The 15,693-nt window shown below is 47.2% G+C and carries 18 protein-coding genes and 1 pseudogene; 5 read left to right on the top strand and 14 right to left on the bottom strand.

Annotation, left to right across the window (positions count from 1 at the left end):
• Positions 1 to 87 precede the first annotated feature (87 nt).
• The 10 genes from Q4E64_RS03890 to Q4E64_RS03935 form a co-directional block, all read right to left on the bottom strand.
• Positions 88 to 2,691, bottom strand: a complete 2,604-nt coding sequence (locus Q4E64_RS03890) for a DUF927 domain-containing protein (RefSeq protein WP_303166372.1) — start codon at positions 2,689 to 2,691, stop codon at positions 88 to 90.
• Positions 2,675 to 3,235 (bottom strand): hypothetical protein, encoded by a 561-nt coding sequence (locus Q4E64_RS03895; protein ID WP_303166373.1) that lies wholly within the window; start codon positions 3,233 to 3,235, stop codon positions 2,675 to 2,677. The genes Q4E64_RS03890 and Q4E64_RS03895 overlap by 17 nt, the downstream gene beginning before the upstream one ends.
• A gap of 3 nt (positions 3,236 to 3,238) precedes the next feature.
• The gene (locus tag Q4E64_RS03900; RefSeq protein ID WP_303166374.1) at positions 3,239 to 3,874 is read right to left on the bottom strand and encodes a hypothetical protein; all 636 of its coding nucleotides are present in this window, start codon (positions 3,872 to 3,874) and stop codon (positions 3,239 to 3,241) included.
• Positions 3,875 to 3,884: 10 nt separating this feature from the next.
• Entirely contained in the window at positions 3,885 to 4,382 is a 498-nt protein-coding gene (locus Q4E64_RS03905; RefSeq protein WP_303166375.1) for a siphovirus Gp157 family protein, read from the bottom strand.
• Positions 4,369 to 4,668, bottom strand: coding sequence for a hypothetical protein (locus Q4E64_RS03910; RefSeq protein ID WP_303166376.1), 300 nt, complete (start codon positions 4,666 to 4,668; stop codon positions 4,369 to 4,371). Before Q4E64_RS03910 ends, Q4E64_RS03905 begins: the two co-directional genes overlap by 14 nt.
• 2 nt (positions 4,669 to 4,670) lie before the next feature.
• Positions 4,671 to 5,279, bottom strand: a complete 609-nt coding sequence (locus Q4E64_RS03915; protein WP_303166377.1) for a hypothetical protein — start codon at positions 5,277 to 5,279, stop codon at positions 4,671 to 4,673.
• Between the two features lie 14 nt (positions 5,280 to 5,293).
• Positions 5,294 to 5,626, bottom strand: coding sequence for a hypothetical protein (locus Q4E64_RS03920; protein WP_303166378.1), 333 nt, complete (start codon positions 5,624 to 5,626; stop codon positions 5,294 to 5,296).
• A gap of 227 nt (positions 5,627 to 5,853) precedes the next feature.
• Positions 5,854 to 6,195: a LysM peptidoglycan-binding domain-containing protein gene (locus Q4E64_RS03925; RefSeq protein ID WP_303166379.1), complete on the bottom strand. Its 342-nt coding sequence runs from the start codon at positions 6,193 to 6,195 to the stop codon at positions 5,854 to 5,856.
• Positions 6,189 to 6,602: a helix-turn-helix domain-containing protein gene (locus Q4E64_RS03930; RefSeq protein ID WP_303166380.1), complete on the bottom strand. Its 414-nt coding sequence runs from the start codon at positions 6,600 to 6,602 to the stop codon at positions 6,189 to 6,191. Before Q4E64_RS03930 ends, Q4E64_RS03925 begins: the two co-directional genes overlap by 7 nt.
• On the bottom strand, positions 6,599 to 6,772 hold the full coding sequence (locus Q4E64_RS03935; protein WP_303166381.1) for a hypothetical protein: 174 nt from the start codon (positions 6,770 to 6,772) through the stop codon (positions 6,599 to 6,601). The genes Q4E64_RS03930 and Q4E64_RS03935 overlap by 4 nt, the downstream gene beginning before the upstream one ends.
• A 158-nt stretch (positions 6,773 to 6,930) precedes the next feature.
• On the opposite strand from Q4E64_RS03935, the gene Q4E64_RS03940 reads away from it, so the two are divergent.
• On the top strand, positions 6,931 to 7,239 hold the full coding sequence (locus Q4E64_RS03940; RefSeq protein WP_303166383.1) for a DUF6173 family protein: 309 nt from the start codon (positions 6,931 to 6,933) through the stop codon (positions 7,237 to 7,239).
• 188 nt (positions 7,240 to 7,427) lie between these two features.
• Positions 7,428 to 7,772 (top strand): DUF2513 domain-containing protein, encoded by a 345-nt coding sequence (locus tag Q4E64_RS03945; RefSeq protein WP_303166384.1) that lies wholly within the window; start codon positions 7,428 to 7,430, stop codon positions 7,770 to 7,772.
• Here the strand turns inward: Q4E64_RS03945 and Q4E64_RS03950 are convergent.
• Positions 7,731 to 8,003 (bottom strand): hypothetical protein, encoded by a 273-nt coding sequence (locus Q4E64_RS03950; protein WP_303166385.1) that lies wholly within the window; start codon positions 8,001 to 8,003, stop codon positions 7,731 to 7,733. The genes Q4E64_RS03945 and Q4E64_RS03950 overlap by 42 nt on opposite strands.
• A 97-nt stretch (positions 8,004 to 8,100) precedes the next feature.
• Positions 8,101 to 8,292 (bottom strand): helix-turn-helix domain-containing protein, encoded by a 192-nt coding sequence (locus Q4E64_RS03955; RefSeq protein WP_303166386.1) that lies wholly within the window; start codon positions 8,290 to 8,292, stop codon positions 8,101 to 8,103.
• Between the two features lie 124 nt (positions 8,293 to 8,416).
• Here Q4E64_RS03955 and Q4E64_RS03960 point away from each other — a divergent pair, with 124 nt between their 5' ends.
• The 3 genes from Q4E64_RS03960 to Q4E64_RS03970 all read left to right on the top strand — a co-directional run bounded on the left by Q4E64_RS03960 (position 8,417) and on the right by Q4E64_RS03970 (position 11,207).
• The gene (locus Q4E64_RS03960; protein ID WP_303166388.1) at positions 8,417 to 8,818 is read left to right on the top strand and encodes a helix-turn-helix domain-containing protein; all 402 of its coding nucleotides are present in this window, start codon (positions 8,417 to 8,419) and stop codon (positions 8,816 to 8,818) included.
• Positions 8,819 to 9,222: 404 nt separating this feature from the next.
• Positions 9,223 to 9,912 carry an NYN domain-containing protein gene (locus tag Q4E64_RS03965; RefSeq protein ID WP_303166389.1) on the top strand — a complete coding sequence of 230 codons (690 nt, stop codon included), beginning with the start codon at positions 9,223 to 9,225 and terminating at the stop codon, positions 9,910 to 9,912.
• A gap of 146 nt (positions 9,913 to 10,058) precedes the next feature.
• Positions 10,059 to 11,207, top strand: coding sequence for a tyrosine-type recombinase/integrase (locus Q4E64_RS03970; protein ID WP_303166390.1), 1,149 nt, complete (start codon positions 10,059 to 10,061; stop codon positions 11,205 to 11,207).
• A 231-nt stretch (positions 11,208 to 11,438) separates the two neighbouring features.
• Here Q4E64_RS03970 and Q4E64_RS03975 read toward each other — a convergent pair whose 3' ends face one another.
• On the bottom strand, positions 11,439 to 12,611 hold the full coding sequence (locus Q4E64_RS03975; RefSeq protein ID WP_303166392.1) for an efflux RND transporter periplasmic adaptor subunit: 1,173 nt from the start codon (positions 12,609 to 12,611) through the stop codon (positions 11,439 to 11,441).
• A gap of 17 nt (positions 12,612 to 12,628) precedes the next feature.
• Positions 12,629 to 15,691, bottom strand: a pseudogene (locus Q4E64_RS03980) (efflux RND transporter permease subunit).
• Between the last annotated feature and the right edge of the window lie 2 nt (positions 15,692 to 15,693).

Raw genomic sequence — 15,693 nt, forward strand, 5'->3', positions numbered from 1 at the left:
TAAAAATAATGCGTGAAAAGCGCATGGTTAAGCCGTTTTTGCTTAGCTAACATTTTGGGTGGTTTAGCTGACATTTCCCGAAAAATGTCAGCTAGATTTCGGCGACACTACCAGAGCAACGTAATAAGAGCGCACTTTACTAAAGGTATACGCTGCGTAATATCGCCCGTTCACCTTTTTTAAATGGCCGTTATCCACCCATTTTTTCTTGACGGCATTAAACTCAAAATTTTTCTTCCGTAACTCACGTTCCAGAATTGATTTATTTATATAAACAATCCCATCGTCAGTATTGATACGTCCCCAATAAGCGCGGCCTTCCCAGTCGCGTATTTCAGTATCAAAGAACTCCTGGTTTTCGGAGATTACGGACACGATGTAGCTAAAAGCACGTTCCGATACGTCTACTTCGGCTTTGCTCTTAACTACCTTCACGGCGTCCTCAATGCTCAGCCAAAGGCCGTCCTTAAAAATATAGCGCGCGGCTATTATATCGGCCATAATTATCAAGGCCATGGCCATAGCCTGCTTTTCGGTGGTATCGGTCTGTTCCAATACCTGCCGCATAATATTCTGGTAATCCGTTGCCAGGGCTTCATTGGCTAAGGCTTCCACGAAAGCCTTGCCGGCGCAGCCGTAATGGCTGCCGATAAAATTGACCACCGCGTTACCGTCGGCGACAATTTTTTCAAAGCACTCTATCTCGATGACGCGGTTGATAACGCCGCCACCGGATTCCGTGCTTGTACAAGGTTCTTCACCTGTAAAAATAAAGTTATTATACCAGGAGCGCTGCTTCTGAATTTCTTTACCGCTGTTCATGCGGCCGCGATCGATGCCTTCAGCAATCCGCATAATGAGCTTGTCATATTCGTTGCCGATATTGGTCTTAATCGTCTGCAGCTCGTCGCCGAAGAACGGGATATTACGCAACACTGCCGCCGTGCTCATCATGGCGTTAGCGGTAGTGTTCATAGTGCGCATGAGCTTACCCTGCGCAGGGTTGCCCCAGATGCTGGCCGCCGTCATAGCTGCTACTGTTTTGCCGGAACCCGTACCGCCCCATAAATGCAAGACGAACGGCAGCGCTTTAACACGCTCAATAAGTACCGACGCAAACGAAGCAGCCAAAATAAACTGCATATACTTGTTTTTCCTGAGCGGGCTTACATATTCTACCCACTCTGTAAGCGTACCTTTTTCCGTTACGCTTCTGATCAGCGGCTTGTATTCCTGCTCGCAGTCCAGGCTTATTTCATCGTCATACGGCACAAAGCGGCTGCCGACCCAGCCCATGTGGTCTATAGATTTTGACCTTGGCAGAATATCAGGGTTAAGCGCAACTGCCGTCGCTATGTACTTGACCAGCTGCGCCGCGTTTTCGCTGTTGACCTCTATGCCGTAATCGGCAAGGTCTAAAATCCTATTTTTATTGGCAATTTTGCTCCTAGGTATAACGATTGATTCCCAAGCGCCATTGCGCTCATAAGCTATACGGATTTTTTCCGTACCGTCCTCCATATTCTGGAGTATTTCCGTTGGCATAATCGGTGTCGGCGAAGCGTATTCGTTACGCAGATTGTCGCCCTGCTGTACCGTGCGGTACACGCCGTTCTGTCCGGTACGCCATTCGCCGCATCTTAATTTGAACGGCTGGCCTTTAAAATTGGTCATGTTTTCCGACCTGATACCTTTGGCGGTCTGTGCTTGTGCAAAGGAGCGCCAGCAGGAGTCGAAGTCGCGGCGGAAATTAAGCGCTCCCGCCCTGATCCGCAGCGACGTTAAAATTTTCTGTCTCGCATAAGGTTCATTGATAGCGTATACAGCATCCAGCAGCTTATCGTCTATCAGACTGTTGCGGTCCAGTTGGCCGATAAATTCGTCGTCCAGTTTAATTTCTTCCGGCCATTTATAGCTGCTGATTTTTTCAGGATCGCCGCCCTGTTCAAAATAATCGGCCACGTCGCCCTTTTCCGGACACTCCGGCCAGATATCCGTAAGCTTTAATACTTTGACATCACGCCAGGCGTTGATATAATCTTTGCCTTTGGCGTCGTTGTCGCCAATGACAACTTTTGCAGTAAATTTATCCAAATACTGCCTGTCAACAGCGCTAAGCTTAATATTTTTCTGGGCCCCGGTATTGGTAGTTGTGGCCAGCAGTCCGTGCTTAACCATAGCGTCGGCGCACTTTTCGCCCTCAACCAGGTATAACACCGTGTCCGGCGCCGCCTGCTCCAGCAGGTGCAGATTATAGAGATTATTACAGTTTTCGGGTTTGGAATAACGCTTGTTACCGGTACCGTCCATAAACTCAAAGCCAAAGACCTTATGGCCATCAGCCCATTTTCTGCGGCGTTTGCGATAAGCTTCGCTGCCGTCAGGATTGGTATAGATATGGTAATAATCCTCCATAGGCTTGGTGCGGGCATAATCAATTTTAGGCTTAGGCTCCGGAGGTCTAGGCTTAGCTCCCAGCCTGCGCCACTCCCTGAAAAAATCTGCTCCCTGCGCATTACAACGCTGGCAGTAAACCAGTAATTTATCGTTTTTTACAGAGATATATAAATGCCCTTGCTTATGGCATAACGGGCAGTCAGCTACAATCTGCCCGCCCTTTTGCTTTGGGTTTACTAAATACGGACGAATATCGTCAAGCGTCAGTCTCCCGCCATCAGAACGGGAGATCATCGTTAAACGGTACGTTAGTACCAGCCGACGGCGCTGCCGGAGCAGACGGTTTTATCTGAGCCAGCTTATCCGCCGAAAGCTTCTTCAGCGCCGGCACCTTGAAATCACCCTGGCGAATCTTGGCGCCCGCACAGCATTTCACGGCTTTAAGACTGATACGCACCTCGTTATTTTTATTCAGATATTCTTCTTCACCAAGAATAATGCCGATGAACATGCCTTTAAGCTGCTGCTCGTTGCCGTCGAACTTATCCGCTACGAAATTACGGTTACTTTCTTCTACCGCCTGCAAGAACCCCTTAAACATACCGCGGGCCTTTTCCGTGTACGAACGGTACATAATGGGATAATCGATTTTGTAGTTATCGCGACGCCTTTGGTAAAAACCTTTCCACTCGCCATCTACTATATCGTAGTAGACTTTCAGGTATTTTTTCGCAGGTACATCCTCCACATCCATAATGCGGCAGATATAGCCGCCTGGCGTCGGCTGCGCAAAATCATCGTCCTGCGCCTGTACACTGCTCCAATTAAATTTTTCCATCGTTTATTCCTCCTTTGCTTCATCCTGCCGAGCATTCCAGCCGTAATATTCTCTAATAGCTGTATCAACCAGCTTCAGGTCGTTGTCTATTTTAGGTGGGAACATATCCATGGGCGACTTGGCCGTGGTGAAGCCGTCGCTCTGGGTAATGAACCAATGGTCTTTACCGTCGGTTTCTGCCAGCAGCACGATACTGAACAGGCCTTCCAGCGTCAGCTGATTATCCAGCATCTTGCCACTGGTCTTGGCCTTTATCCGGCCATCGTCAGCCTGTTCCGTATGATGAAGCAGATAAACGACTGTGTCCTCGCTGGTGCGCTCACGGATAAATTTCAGCATATTATAAAATGCTAAAGCGCAGTCGGTAAATTTTGCATACCCGACTTCTTTTGCCCTGTCGAACAGGCTGAAAGCCATCAGATATTGGCTATCATCAATCACATAGCATTTCAGCGTATTTCTGCCCAAAACCTCAAGAATACGGTTATAATCCGCAGTATTTACCAGCTTGAGTTTTTTACGAAATGGCAAAGGCTTGCCGGCCACGTTAAATACGCCTATCTCGGACGGCTCAAAATTGCGCAGGGAAGTGGATTTACCGCTCCCCGACGCGCCTAAAATTAATACAGGCGTTCCCATCAGGCACCTCCTACTTAATCTGCAAATTCTGCTTGGCCACCAGCTGGCATCCGTCTATTACGATACCCGCCTTTAACGCTGCTTTTAACTTAGCTTTATCCGGCTCCGGCTCCTTAAAACGCAGATAATCGTCAGCCAGCGCGCTAACGTCGTTTACTTCCACCACTTCGGACGCGCGCCAGCTGAGTTTTACTCTGGCAGTTTCAAATTTTTTGCCGTCGAAGTACTTAGCGAAAAAGCCCGCCAGGTACTCTTTACAGCGGGCAGCCTCGCTTTCATGGCTTTTGGCACGTTCAGCCAGCTTCTTAGCTTCTGCCTTGATGGCCTCGGCTCGGGCCAGTTCATTCTTGATATACAGCGCCAGATTTTCTAAACGCTGGTCGCGCGTCATTTCCATACATTCAAACTCGTCGAGGTCAAGAATTTCCCCGGTATCGGTGTCCACTACGCGACCGTCACCGGTTTTAATGCAGGCTTCCAGCTGCTCGGATAATTCATACAGGTTCATTGACCGGCGCCTCCTTTACAGCTTCTAATTCGCTAGGCACTACTAACTGAATAGGCGGCCTGGATTTATACATTAACGTCCAGATTTCAGATGCAGCAAAGTCAACCGCCTTGGCAGCTTCCTGCATGGCATTGCTCATATCCATCAGTAAATCGGCAATGCCTTCATCGCAGTCGCCATAGTTTATAAGTTCACTCATCTGGCGATGCAGGCTCTTCATCTTTTTGAGCTCAATCTTAATGATATTCAGCTTGCCGCTAGTCTTGGTCATTGCAAAATCGTTCATTCTTATTTCGTCTCCTTTTCTAAACTCAAAAGTTCGGTACCAATCTCCAGCATATCCACGGCTGTATCGATATTGTGGTCAGCCAGCCATCTGCTGCAAGCGGCGTCCAAATCACAGCGCACCTTTTCCTGCATCTTAGTGCGAAGCATCTGGACATATTCTGCCTGCAGTTCCTTCTCCGCCTCCAGCTTCAGCCGGTCATGGTAGTCCAGGTTCTTTTTCACAATGTCATCTACCTTGGCATCCAGCTCCACGTCGCGAGGTTCGGCTTGAGGGTCATAACAAATATTGTCAGGTACCGGAATTGCGTTAAGGTCAACTACCTCAAGCTCTTCAGCAGACGCTTCATCGACGGTCACAGCGGCGCCGATCTCTTCTTTCTTCGCTTCAGCATTTTGTTCATGCAAGGCGTCGGCCTTCATCCTGTTGATATCGCCGATTGAGCAGCCAAGCACTCTGGCCAAGCGCTGCTTGTTCGCGTCGCTCAGATTGCCGGTCCTTTTGCAGCTGACCTGCGCATTAGTGCTGACACCGGCCGCCGTAAACAGCTTAGTTGCACTTTCAAAACCTTTTTCTTTACCTGCTTCAACTAATTTTTCAAAAAAGTTCATGGTTAACATCCTCCTTACATCTTGTCTAAAATCAGCCTGATTTCCCTGCCGACTGCTATCCGTTCATTGTAGGTAGCCTGGTTGCGAAAATCCTGCATATAAATCTCTATCATTTCCTGATAAACTTCTTGTTTAAAGCTCCGCTCACTATTTTTGAACGGTTTTAGCACCGTAATGCTGCGGTCAAGGTTGATTTTAATAAATCCCCTGTCCTTCAGCCGGTATCTATTGGTTTCCACGACGGCCGGAGTAGTGTCGCCCATTATTTCAGCGATTTCCGTATCCGTCGCGTGAGGATTAGCGGCCAGCAGTTCATAAATTCTGCTGATTTTGCTTTGCACAGCCATTTACACACCTCCAAAATTATCGTATAATGAAGGTGAACCTACTGGAAATAAGTTCACCTTTTCAGAGCGCGCTGATATTGCTGTATCAACGCGCTTTTTTCTTGCGCTTTTTCCGCCGCTGCTTTGCGTTTTCTGCGTCGCATACCGGGCAAGTATACGGATAGCGGCGGCAGTGACTGCTGACGATGTATTCCCGCCCGCAGATAAAACATATTTCTTTACGCATTTTAGAACGCCGGCAACAGCGTCGACAGCAGTACCCAGCCGCGTTCTTCTGCCGCTTCCTTGATTTCAACTTCCAGCGGTATTACCAGCACGTCGCCCGGCTGTATAGAGTAGTTGTTCAGCCCGTTACGCTTGCCGATTTCGTACATCAGCTCCCGGACGTCCCGCGTTCTATCCTGCTCAGGCAGGTATTTGGTAGCAATGCCCCAAACGGTCTGCCCGGCAGCCACAGTATGATAGCGCTGTTCAGCAGCGTACTTCACGCCGCGCCCGCCGGTAACGAATATCATGGCTGCCAGCAGCGCTGCGATAACCAGGAACACCTTCGCAGTTTTCATCAGCATTGTGATTCAGCTCCTTTCAACTCTACCGGGTCTCCCTCGGTATAATCCTTTCCGGACGCGCCGGCCAAAAACTCATCCAAATCTTCGTTCCGTACCAGAACACGCCCAATCCTAAAAGCCTTTAAATACCCCTTATGGATAAGCTTGCGGATTCGCGGCGCAGTAGTTTGCAGTATTTCGGCAACCTCGTCCACGTTGTAAACCTTTCGCTCCACAGATTTCACCACCTTAAATTCATTAAGACAGTTTTGTAACTGCCTGATAAATTCCATCTTGTCCCAGCCCTCTAACTCGCAGACTTGTATGTCGAATAATATTTCGCTATACATGCGGGTTATAAATTGATGACGGGCTAAATCGTTCAGCTTACGACGTTCTTCAACCGTCATCGGAGCCAAGCCCGTCAACGTAAATCCTCGTGCGTAAACTTAATACCGGTAACGCGCTGGTTGATAAAATCCAGCTTTGCTTCCTCACTCACGTTTACGATACCGCTATACAAATGACGCGCAAAGCGTAATGCCTGCTCTTTTGTTACCGTATGCCAACCGCTTATCAGCGGCTTAACCCTTATCACGTTTTTCACCCTCCTTCTACAACTCCTCCACCCTGCACCCCAGCGCCGCCGCCAGCGAACGTCAGCGCTGCCTCGCTTGATGTTTTTATTCCATACGCCCCTTCTCCCGTGCTAAAATATAAGCGTCACCAAAAATCAAACAAAGGAGCTGAACATTTATGGACTCTGGTCAAAACGCTAAAGAAGTATATCAGACCATCATGAACGATATACACGATGCAGAAAATAATTTAGCTGAAGGATACGATTTATATGTATTCTTATCAGATTACCCTAACATTGAAATAACTACTATCGGCCGCCGCGGCGATCATCTCTTATTTTTTGAAGGCTGCGTCGGGCAAAGTCAGAAAACTCATTTTCTAATTCATTATTCCAAAGTATCGCTTCTGATTGTAGAAAAGAAGATTGAGCCTGCTCCTGCATACAAGCCAAAGCGTAAAATTGGATTCGTTGTAAAAGTATGATATTCTCATTTATTTCCTCAAGAATCACTAAAATATCTTGATTTTTGCTTTCTCTCTCTGCATCCTCTTGCACCACTCTCACCCCCTCCTCTCAAGCTTATTAGGCAAAAAGCTTTCTCAACAAGCTTTACCTTCATACCTCCATAACCTGTGCTATAATGAAAGTACAGATTGGAGGTGAAAATACCATGAGAACTAACTACGAATTATGCAGAAAAATTTTAATTGCTATAGCTGACGCCGATATCCATACTGATGTTTCAAACTACAATATCTGCCAAGAGGAACATCCTGATATCATAGGTTGGCATATAGGAAAACTTATAGCTGAAGGATATGTAACCGCCATCGATGCTAGAAGTAAAGACGGCCAATTTGATTATATTTGCGTAGAATTAACGCCTTCAGGTGAACGCTTTCTCAATAGTATTGAAAACAACAATCGCTGGACTAAAGCTAAACAATATTTACAAGACAACGCACTAGAAATTTCATTTAGAGCTATTGAAATTGCCGTTAAACGCTTTTGCTAATTTAAATTCATCCATAATCAATTCATCAAATACTTCATAAAGTTTGCTAATCAGATCTCGATTTCCACCAGGAATATTTCTGAGTTCTTTATCAAACCTTTTCTTTGCTTCGATATAGGCAGCTAAGCGTTGTAACGAAAACTCTGGTAAAGGCTTATCTTGTCCCAGAATACCTACATCACACGTACCCTTATAATTGGCTGCCGTAAAGATAAATTCACATTGACGCATCCCGCACCCCCTTTCAAGCTTATCAAACAAGAGATTGTCAAGGACAATCTCTTTGTTTTACTATAACCATGTTATAGTAAATCTAGTATACTAGATATTATGCGTGTAAAAAGTCCGACACATTGCACTGCAATACTCTTGCCAGATTTTCCAACGTGCTAATTTTTACTTCAACTTCCTCGCCGCTCTCTATTCTAGAAATCGTTGCACGAGTAACGCCCGCTTTCTTTGCCAATTCAGCTTGCGTAATACCATTTTTATGTCTTATATCTTTCAATTTGTAAAGCATTTTAGTAACCCCTTTCTTTGTTCTTAGTCTAGTATACTAGACCATTTTATCTTTGTCAACTGTATTTGACAACTTACTGCTAATCATGTATAATATGCTATACAAGCACTAAGGATGTGATTATATGAATATTGGAGAATTTGTATTTCAATATCGGAAAGAGCACGGACTATCTATGCAAGCATTTGGTGATTTATGCGGGTTAAGCAGAGCTTATATTTCAATACTAGAAAAAGGTATAAATCCTACTACCGGAAAAGCATTCATTCCAACGATAGAAACATTAAAAAAAATTGCTGAATCCACCAATTCAAATTTAGATAGCTTATTAGCCATGCTAGACGGTTCTCAATCAGTAATTTTAAATTCCTTGATTCCTATTGAAGTAACACCTACCGAAAAAGAGCATATAAAAAAATATCGCCAGCTGGACGCTGACGGCAAGGAAGAAATCGACGATATCATAGATGTAAAACTCGCCAAGCTCCAGCGCAAAGCGGAAGCAGAAGAAGCGAACTGCGGTTGAGAGTGAAATAAAAAATCGTCTTTCACAAAAAACGCTATTTTTGTAAAAGACAAACGGGAGGAAATATGTTATACGAAAGCCTTACGAAAATTTATTATAAGGACGAAAAGAACCATTATAAAGAATATCAAAAACGCTATAATGCGCCATTCGCTTTTCACCTTAATGTTTTAATCAAACAGTATAACAACATAACGAAATGATATTATACTATACAATACTTCTACCATAAGTTCACATTTTTTACACATATTGTGTTGACAATCAAGGACTAATCGTGTAAAATAAAGTTTACAAAGGAACTGATAGTTCCTGTTATATGCTAATAACGTCCTTGGTAGTAAGTCTCCCTCTGATATGGGAAGTACCGAATCCAGGGACATTTTAATTTTGGAGGAAATTTTATGAAGGTCGCAATATTTGTAGATGGCGGATTCTACCGTAGGCGTTCTCAGTCTGTTCTAGGCGATATTACTGCTGAAGAACGAGCCAAAGAATTAGAAACTTATTGTCATAGGCACTTACACAAAAGCAAAGGTAAGGATAACTGCCGTGAGGTAGAACTATATCGTATTTTCTACTATGACTGCCCACCAATGGACAAAAAGATCTATCATCCACTTCTAAAAAAGCAGGTTGATTTTTCAAAAACAGAGCTTTTTGTTTGGTCCAATACTTTTTTAGATGAATTAAAAAAGAAACGTAAATTTGCTCTCAGACTTGGAAAACTTGCTGATGCACAAGCTCATTACTCTCTTAAAGAAAAAAGTTTACGAGCACTATGTAACGGAAAAATTAAATTTGAAGACCTCACTGAACAAGACTTTATTATCAATGTTGATCAAAAAGGTGTAGATATGAAAATAGGTATCGATATCGCTTCTTTAGCCTATAAAAAACAGGTTGACCAAATAGTATTGATCTCTGGAGATAGTGATTTTGTTCCAGCAGCTAAATTAGCCCGTCGTGAAGGTATTGATTTTATTTTAGATCCTTTAGGTGCACCTATAAAGCCTGATTTATTTGAACATATAGATGGTTTGCGTTCCTGTGATAAAGCATACGTTGAACGCATACAAAAACAACAGCAATAAAAAAGCCCCCGGCGTTACCAGCACCGGAGGCCGCGGCAGTGTTACCAGCACCGCCAATCGTCCATAGTTCCACCATAGGACAGCAATATTATACCCTAAAATCTGCTGTCCTGACAAATAAATTTATATTCAGGAGGTAGATTATTATGCGAGGTTACGTCAGAGAATACCGCCCCGGCAAATGGTCCTATACCATTTACGTCGGCAAAAATGAAAAAGGCAGGCCAGTAAAACAGGAAAAAGGCGGCTTTGCCACCAAAAAAGAAGCCGAAACAAATCTTGCTCTTAAAATAGCCGAATATATGGAAACAGGTGCAGTTTTCGTCCCCAGCTCTTTGACGTTCGACGAGCTGTATAAGGAATTCTTGGAAAAAGACGCCAGGGTATCGCGACGCCCGCAGACAATCCGTAAATATGACGTTATGTATAAATATCATATCAAAGCTTCTCTAGGCCATCGCTTTATCAAAACCATTAAAACCAAAGACATCAACACCATACTCACAGCTATGGTAAACAAAGGCTATTCGCAAAGCTATGTAATGAGCGCTTATAAAACTCTACGCGTCACCTTCCAGTACGCCCTGGACAACAGATATTTGAAAGTCGACCCAAGCAGCGGCGCAACGTTGCCCAAAGAAGTAAAGCCTCCCATCGAAGTCCTTACTACCGAACAAATCAGCAAGCTCAAAGAGCTGCTTGGCAACAGCAACTGCTTACTGCCTTTTATGATCGGGATTTATACCGGCTTGCGTCCGGCTGAAATCGTCGGGCTGCGCTGGCGCGATATAGACCTCAATAAAAAGACTATTCACGTACAGCGGCAATTAAAGCCGGAAGTCAAACATTATGCCTTGGACAAAGTAAAAACCGCCGAATCTGACCGCATAATCAAAATAAACGATACGCTGGCCAACTACTTAAAGACGGAAAAGACTCGACAGCAGGAAAACAAAGAGATTGCCGCTGAATTTTGGAAAGAGAATAAGGTATACAGCTATTTCGACAAAAAAGTAATTATCGTTCCTGACTTCGTGAATATCAAAGCTGACGGAGAATGCCTGAACGGCAGCTCTCTAAAATACATCGGGCGCGTAGCAAAAAAAGCCGGTATCCCCTTTCACCCATACATCATGCGTCACACGCACGCCACAATGCTCATAGAAAACGGCGCCAGCCTGAAGCTTGTGCAGCTTCGCCTGGGGCATACCAAAGCGACTACCACCTTGCAAACCTACAGCCACGTTACGCCTATACACGAAAACTCCATTATCGACGCGCTGCCGGAGTTCTAATATCGGACAGCTTTTGACATCGGACAAAAATCGGACAGCCGAGCTTTTTCCTTAATGTAATAATAGCAAAATACGCTTAAATTCAAGTTTTTTTAGGATTATACTACCGCGACGAAGCCCGTCATGGCAAAGCTTTCGCCGGCCTGCTGGCTCGTTACTTCGGTAAATAAGCAAATTATCATAAAAACCCCGTTCCGCTGGAACGGGGTTTTTATATGTAAAGGCGACAGCTCACGTTTCTAAGGTATATTCTACCTGATCGCCGTTCTGTAAGGTTTTGCCGCCGTTGACGACGACTACATCGCCCTCCTGCAAGCCGCTGGTAATAACAGTATTGCTGCCGTCGCTGGCTCCGGTCTGTACCTGCCGCCGCTCCACCTTATTCCCATAAACCAGCAATACCGTACCGTCATCCGCTACGGCCTCTGCCGGAACGCATAAAAGCGGCTCCGTCTGCGGCTCCAAAATTTTCACCTGCGCGAACATACCCGGCAGCAGCTTATAATCCAGCGCCGCGTTATCAATCAGCACATCTGCCCTGAAGGTATGCGTCGCCGTATCGACGTAAGAATTTATCGTCGCCACCTTGCCGGTAAATTTTTCCTGCGGCAAGGCTTCGCACGTTATTTCCGCCGCCATGCCCGGCTTAACCATTCCCAATTTGCTTTCCGGCAGCATAACGCTACATTTCATTACGCCCACGTCGGCGAAACGGATAATGCTGTCGTCAGCTTTTATTTTGCTGCCTACGGCTAAATCGTAATCGTCCAAAACTATACCGTCGAAAGGTGCGCGAATCAGGCAATCGTTTACTTCCGCCCGAGCGGCGTCCAGCTCGGCCTGCGCATATTGAATCGACGCCAGCGCCTGCTCATAATCGGCAGCGGCCGTGGAGCTGGCCGTGCGTTTATCGTCCACTTCCTGACGTGCTACTACGCCGTCTTTGATGAGTTTGTCGTAGCGCGCGCGTTCGGCAGCGGCGTTCGCCGCCGTCCATTTAGCCGCTTCGGCGTTTGCCCTATTCATTTCGATTTGCGCCGCAGCGGAAGCGGCTTTAGCGCTGGCGTTAGCGTGTTCCAATTCTACAAGCAGCGCGCCTTGCCGCACGCGCTGATTTCTTTGCGCAAAAATTTTTTCCACCGGCGCTTCTACTTTAGCTTTAATTTCTACATCGGATATAGCCTGCAGCGAAACGGTGGAAGACACGGCGTTATCCAGCCCGTCCCGATACGCAGCCTTCGCTACCTGCACCCGCGCCGGCAAAGCTTCCTGCTGCGGCGCCTGGTAAAAATAACGCTTATAGACAAACCCGCCCACGGCGAACGCAACCAGCGCTAACGCCAGCATTTTCTTCGGCGAACGCGCGGCGCTTGCCGCAGCGTCCAGTATTTCCCGCACTTTCATTCTGTTCCTGCCTCCCGTCATTCTATTTTAGCCATCAGCTTGCCGAAGAAATTTTGCACGCGTCCGATATATTTATCCTTGAAATCGTCGACAATTAAATACACGACCGGAACGACCAGCAAAGTCAACAGCGTAGAAGTAAATAAGCCGCCGAAAATCGCCACCGACATCGGCTGGCGCGATTCGGAACCGGTAGTAAGCATCAAGGCTGCGGGCAACGCGCCGAGCAGCGTCGACAGCGCCGTAATCAAAATGGCGCGCAGGCGCAGCGGTCCCGCGTTAATCACTGCCGTTACCTTATCCAGTCCTCGCTGGCGTTCGTCGTTGATAAAAGCGACCAAAATAATGCCGTTATTAACGACGATGCCGACCAAAAGGATTAAGCCCATATAGCTCATCATATCCAGCTTAACGTTCAGCAGATACATCAAGCCGAAAGTCCCCGGCGTTAAAAGCGGCAACGAAAACATAATAGTAAAAGGATGAATGAAGGATTCAAACTGAATCGCCATGATGACGTACACGAGGAAAATTGCCGCCACCAGCGACAACGCCAGCTGCTCGAAAGCTTCGACCTGCTTCTTGTTCATGCCGGAAGAAACCAATTTGATATCCGATCCGGCTGGCAAATGCTTTATAACCAGCTGCTGCAGGAGCGTCATCGCTTCGCCAGACGAAAAGTCCGTCGTTACGTTACCAGAAATGCTGATGCTGCGCTGGCGGTTATAACGCGTAATTACGTTAGGCGCTAAGCTTTCTTCCGCGTCAAAGATACTGCTGGCCTGAACAATTTCGTCGTCGCCGTTGCGGATATACAAGCTATCCAAAGCCTTTTTGCCCGTGCGCGACACATCGTCGGCCTTAATCCTGATATCGTAGCGATAACCGTTTTCCTTATATACGCCGACCTTCTGCCCGCCGAATACGGCGTACAGCTCGTTGCTCAAAGCTTACAAATCGACGTCCTGCAAATCGGTAATACCGCGTTTTAATTTAATATCCACCTGCGGCTTATCAAAACGTACTTCGGTTTTTAGATCACGCAGCTTCCCCGTCTGCTCCGCGTCGGATATGACCTTTTCCGCTACATCCGACAATTCGCGGGTATCGGACCCCACGAGCGTCATTTCGACATCCTTGCCCGAAAACGTCGTCAGCACGAGGTCGACGTCGCGGAAGCCTGAAAGCCGCTGGCGCATTTCGTCCAGAATATCGTTCAGCTTAGCGCGTTCCGCATGGGGCTTGAGCTGCACGTAAACCGTCGCTTCGTTTTTCATACCGCCCGTGCCGTTGCCGATTTCGGCGTAAGTATATTCCACCGCTTCATGCTCGCGGATAACCTTGCCGATATCTTTAGTGACGCGATACGTTTCTGCCAAGCTGCTGCCGGACGGTAGCTCGCACTCTACTTGAAACGTGCCTTGGTCGTCCGTCGTAAAGAACGAAGAACCCACCTGCGTATATAAAAATATGCCGCCCAAAAACAGCCCCGCCGCTGCGGACATCACCGTTTTGCGGTGGTGTACGGCAAAGGTCAGCGCGCTGCGGTAATTTTCTTCCAAGCGCGTAAACTGCGCGTTGCAATACGCGCCGAAACGCCCCGGTTTAACCTTGCGTAAAATACGCGAGCATAAAAACGGGGTCAGCGTCATCGACAGCACGAAGGATAATAGAATAGTCAGGATAACCGTCGCGCCGAAGGCATAGAAAATTCTGCCCGTAATGCCGCTCATAAACGCAATTGGCGAAAAAACCGCCACCGTCGTCATCGCGCCGCCGAATACGGAAAAGGCCACTTCCTTTGTTCCCTGTAAAGCCGCTTCCATCGGCGGCACGCCCTTGCCCAGGTAACGGTCGACATTTTCCATAACTACCGTAGCCGCGTCCACGACCATGCCCACGGAAAGCGAAATGCCCATCATGGTAATATTATTGATGGTCATGCCCAGCTTTTGCATCACGACAAAGCTTCCCAAAAGACAAACAGGTATAGCGATTACCGCTACAAAGGTAGTACGGATGGTCTGCATGAACAGAAACATCAGCGCCGAGCACAACAGCACGGCGACCATGACGTCCGTGCGCACGCCAGCCAACGAATTATTGATGTAGTCCGCCTGCGTATAAACCGTTTTTAGTTCCATGCCCGCAGGCAGCTCGGCTTTTAGTTCTTCTAAATAAGCGCTGACGCTTTCGCACAGCTGCACCTCGTTGGCGCCGCTCTGTTTTTTTACGCTGATAATGATCGTATCGTCGTCGTTCAGGAGCGCGATATTTTCCTCGTCGTCCAGTCCGTCTTCCACCGTCACGACGTCGCCCAGGCGCACTACGGCGTTGTCCTCAGTTTTTACCGGCAAAGATTTTAATTCTTCAATAGAAGTATATTCGCCGTTAAAACTCAAATCCACTTCCTGCCGCCCGATGTATACGCTGCCCACGGGCTGCTCCACGTGCTTTTTGCTCACAGCGTCCGCAATGTCCTGCGTAACTATGCCGTAAGCGTTGGCCGCTTCGGGCTTGAGCCACAAACGCACCTGCCGTTCGCGGAACCCCGCCGTATCGATATCGCCCACGCCGTCCACGGCCTGCAGCTTTACTTTCAAAACCTTATCCACGTATTCCGATTTACTTTGGTAATCCGCCGTGCCGGTCAGCGCCACCTGCATAATGGCAGAGCTGCCCGTGTCGAACTTCTGCACGATGGGCTCGTCGGCTTCGTCCGGCAAATCGGCCTTGGCCGCGTTCACTTTATCGCGCACGTCCGCGGCGGCGTCGTTGACGTCCTTATCCATATCGAATTCCAACGTCGTAACCGCCTGCCCCTGATAGCTGGACGAGCTGATGGTGCTGAGCCCGGAAATGCCCGTGAGCTCCGATTCCAAAACGTCGGTAACGTTGTTGTCCATAACCGTGGCGCTCGCGCCCGTCATCGTCGTCGTAATCGTCACCATCGGCAGGTCGATGTCCGGCCTGTTCTGCTTGCCCATCTGGCTATAGCTATAGCATCCGAAAACAAAAGTAGCGATGGCCGTGATAATTACGGTAACAGGTCGCTTTAACGATAGGTTGATTACGTCCATGA

The sequence above is a fragment of the Phascolarctobacterium sp. genome, from assembly GCF_030531065.1.
Lineage (GTDB): Bacteria > Bacillota > Negativicutes > Acidaminococcales > Acidaminococcaceae > Phascolarctobacterium_A.

What these genes read in the sequence shown, in the direction of transcription:
- Q4E64_RS03890 (WP_303166372.1), bottom strand. Translation starts at nt 2,691, where the DNA reads ATGATCTCCCGTTCTGATGGCGGGAGACTGACGCTTGACGATATTCGT.
- Q4E64_RS03895 (WP_303166373.1), bottom strand. Translation starts at nt 3,235, where the DNA reads ATGGAAAAATTTAATTGGAGCAGTGTACAGGCGCAGGACGATGATTTT.
- Q4E64_RS03900 (WP_303166374.1), bottom strand. Translation starts at nt 3,874, where the DNA reads ATGGGAACGCCTGTATTAATTTTAGGCGCGTCGGGGAGCGGTAAATCC.
- Q4E64_RS03905 (WP_303166375.1), bottom strand. Translation starts at nt 4,382, where the DNA reads ATGAACCTGTATGAATTATCCGAGCAGCTGGAAGCCTGCATTAAAACC.
- Q4E64_RS03910 (WP_303166376.1), bottom strand. Translation starts at nt 4,668, where the DNA reads ATGAACGATTTTGCAATGACCAAGACTAGCGGCAAGCTGAATATCATT.
- Q4E64_RS03915 (WP_303166377.1), bottom strand. Translation starts at nt 5,279, where the DNA reads ATGAACTTTTTTGAAAAATTAGTTGAAGCAGGTAAAGAAAAAGGTTTT.
- Q4E64_RS03920 (WP_303166378.1), bottom strand. Translation starts at nt 5,626, where the DNA reads ATGGCTGTGCAAAGCAAAATCAGCAGAATTTATGAACTGCTGGCCGCT.
- Q4E64_RS03925 (WP_303166379.1), bottom strand. Translation starts at nt 6,195, where the DNA reads ATGCTGATGAAAACTGCGAAGGTGTTCCTGGTTATCGCAGCGCTGCTG.
- Q4E64_RS03940 (WP_303166383.1), top strand. Translation starts at nt 6,931, where the DNA reads ATGGACTCTGGTCAAAACGCTAAAGAAGTATATCAGACCATCATGAAC.
- Q4E64_RS03945 (WP_303166384.1), top strand. Translation starts at nt 7,428, where the DNA reads ATGAGAACTAACTACGAATTATGCAGAAAAATTTTAATTGCTATAGCT.
- Q4E64_RS03950 (WP_303166385.1), bottom strand. Translation starts at nt 8,003, where the DNA reads ATGCGTCAATGTGAATTTATCTTTACGGCAGCCAATTATAAGGGTACG.
- Q4E64_RS03955 (WP_303166386.1), bottom strand. Translation starts at nt 8,292, where the DNA reads ATGCTTTACAAATTGAAAGATATAAGACATAAAAATGGTATTACGCAA.
- Q4E64_RS03960 (WP_303166388.1), top strand. Translation starts at nt 8,417, where the DNA reads ATGAATATTGGAGAATTTGTATTTCAATATCGGAAAGAGCACGGACTA.
- Q4E64_RS03965 (WP_303166389.1), top strand. Translation starts at nt 9,223, where the DNA reads ATGAAGGTCGCAATATTTGTAGATGGCGGATTCTACCGTAGGCGTTCT.
- Q4E64_RS03970 (WP_303166390.1), top strand. Translation starts at nt 10,059, where the DNA reads ATGCGAGGTTACGTCAGAGAATACCGCCCCGGCAAATGGTCCTATACC.
- Q4E64_RS03975 (WP_303166392.1), bottom strand. Translation starts at nt 12,611, where the DNA reads ATGAAAGTGCGGGAAATACTGGACGCTGCGGCAAGCGCCGCGCGTTCG.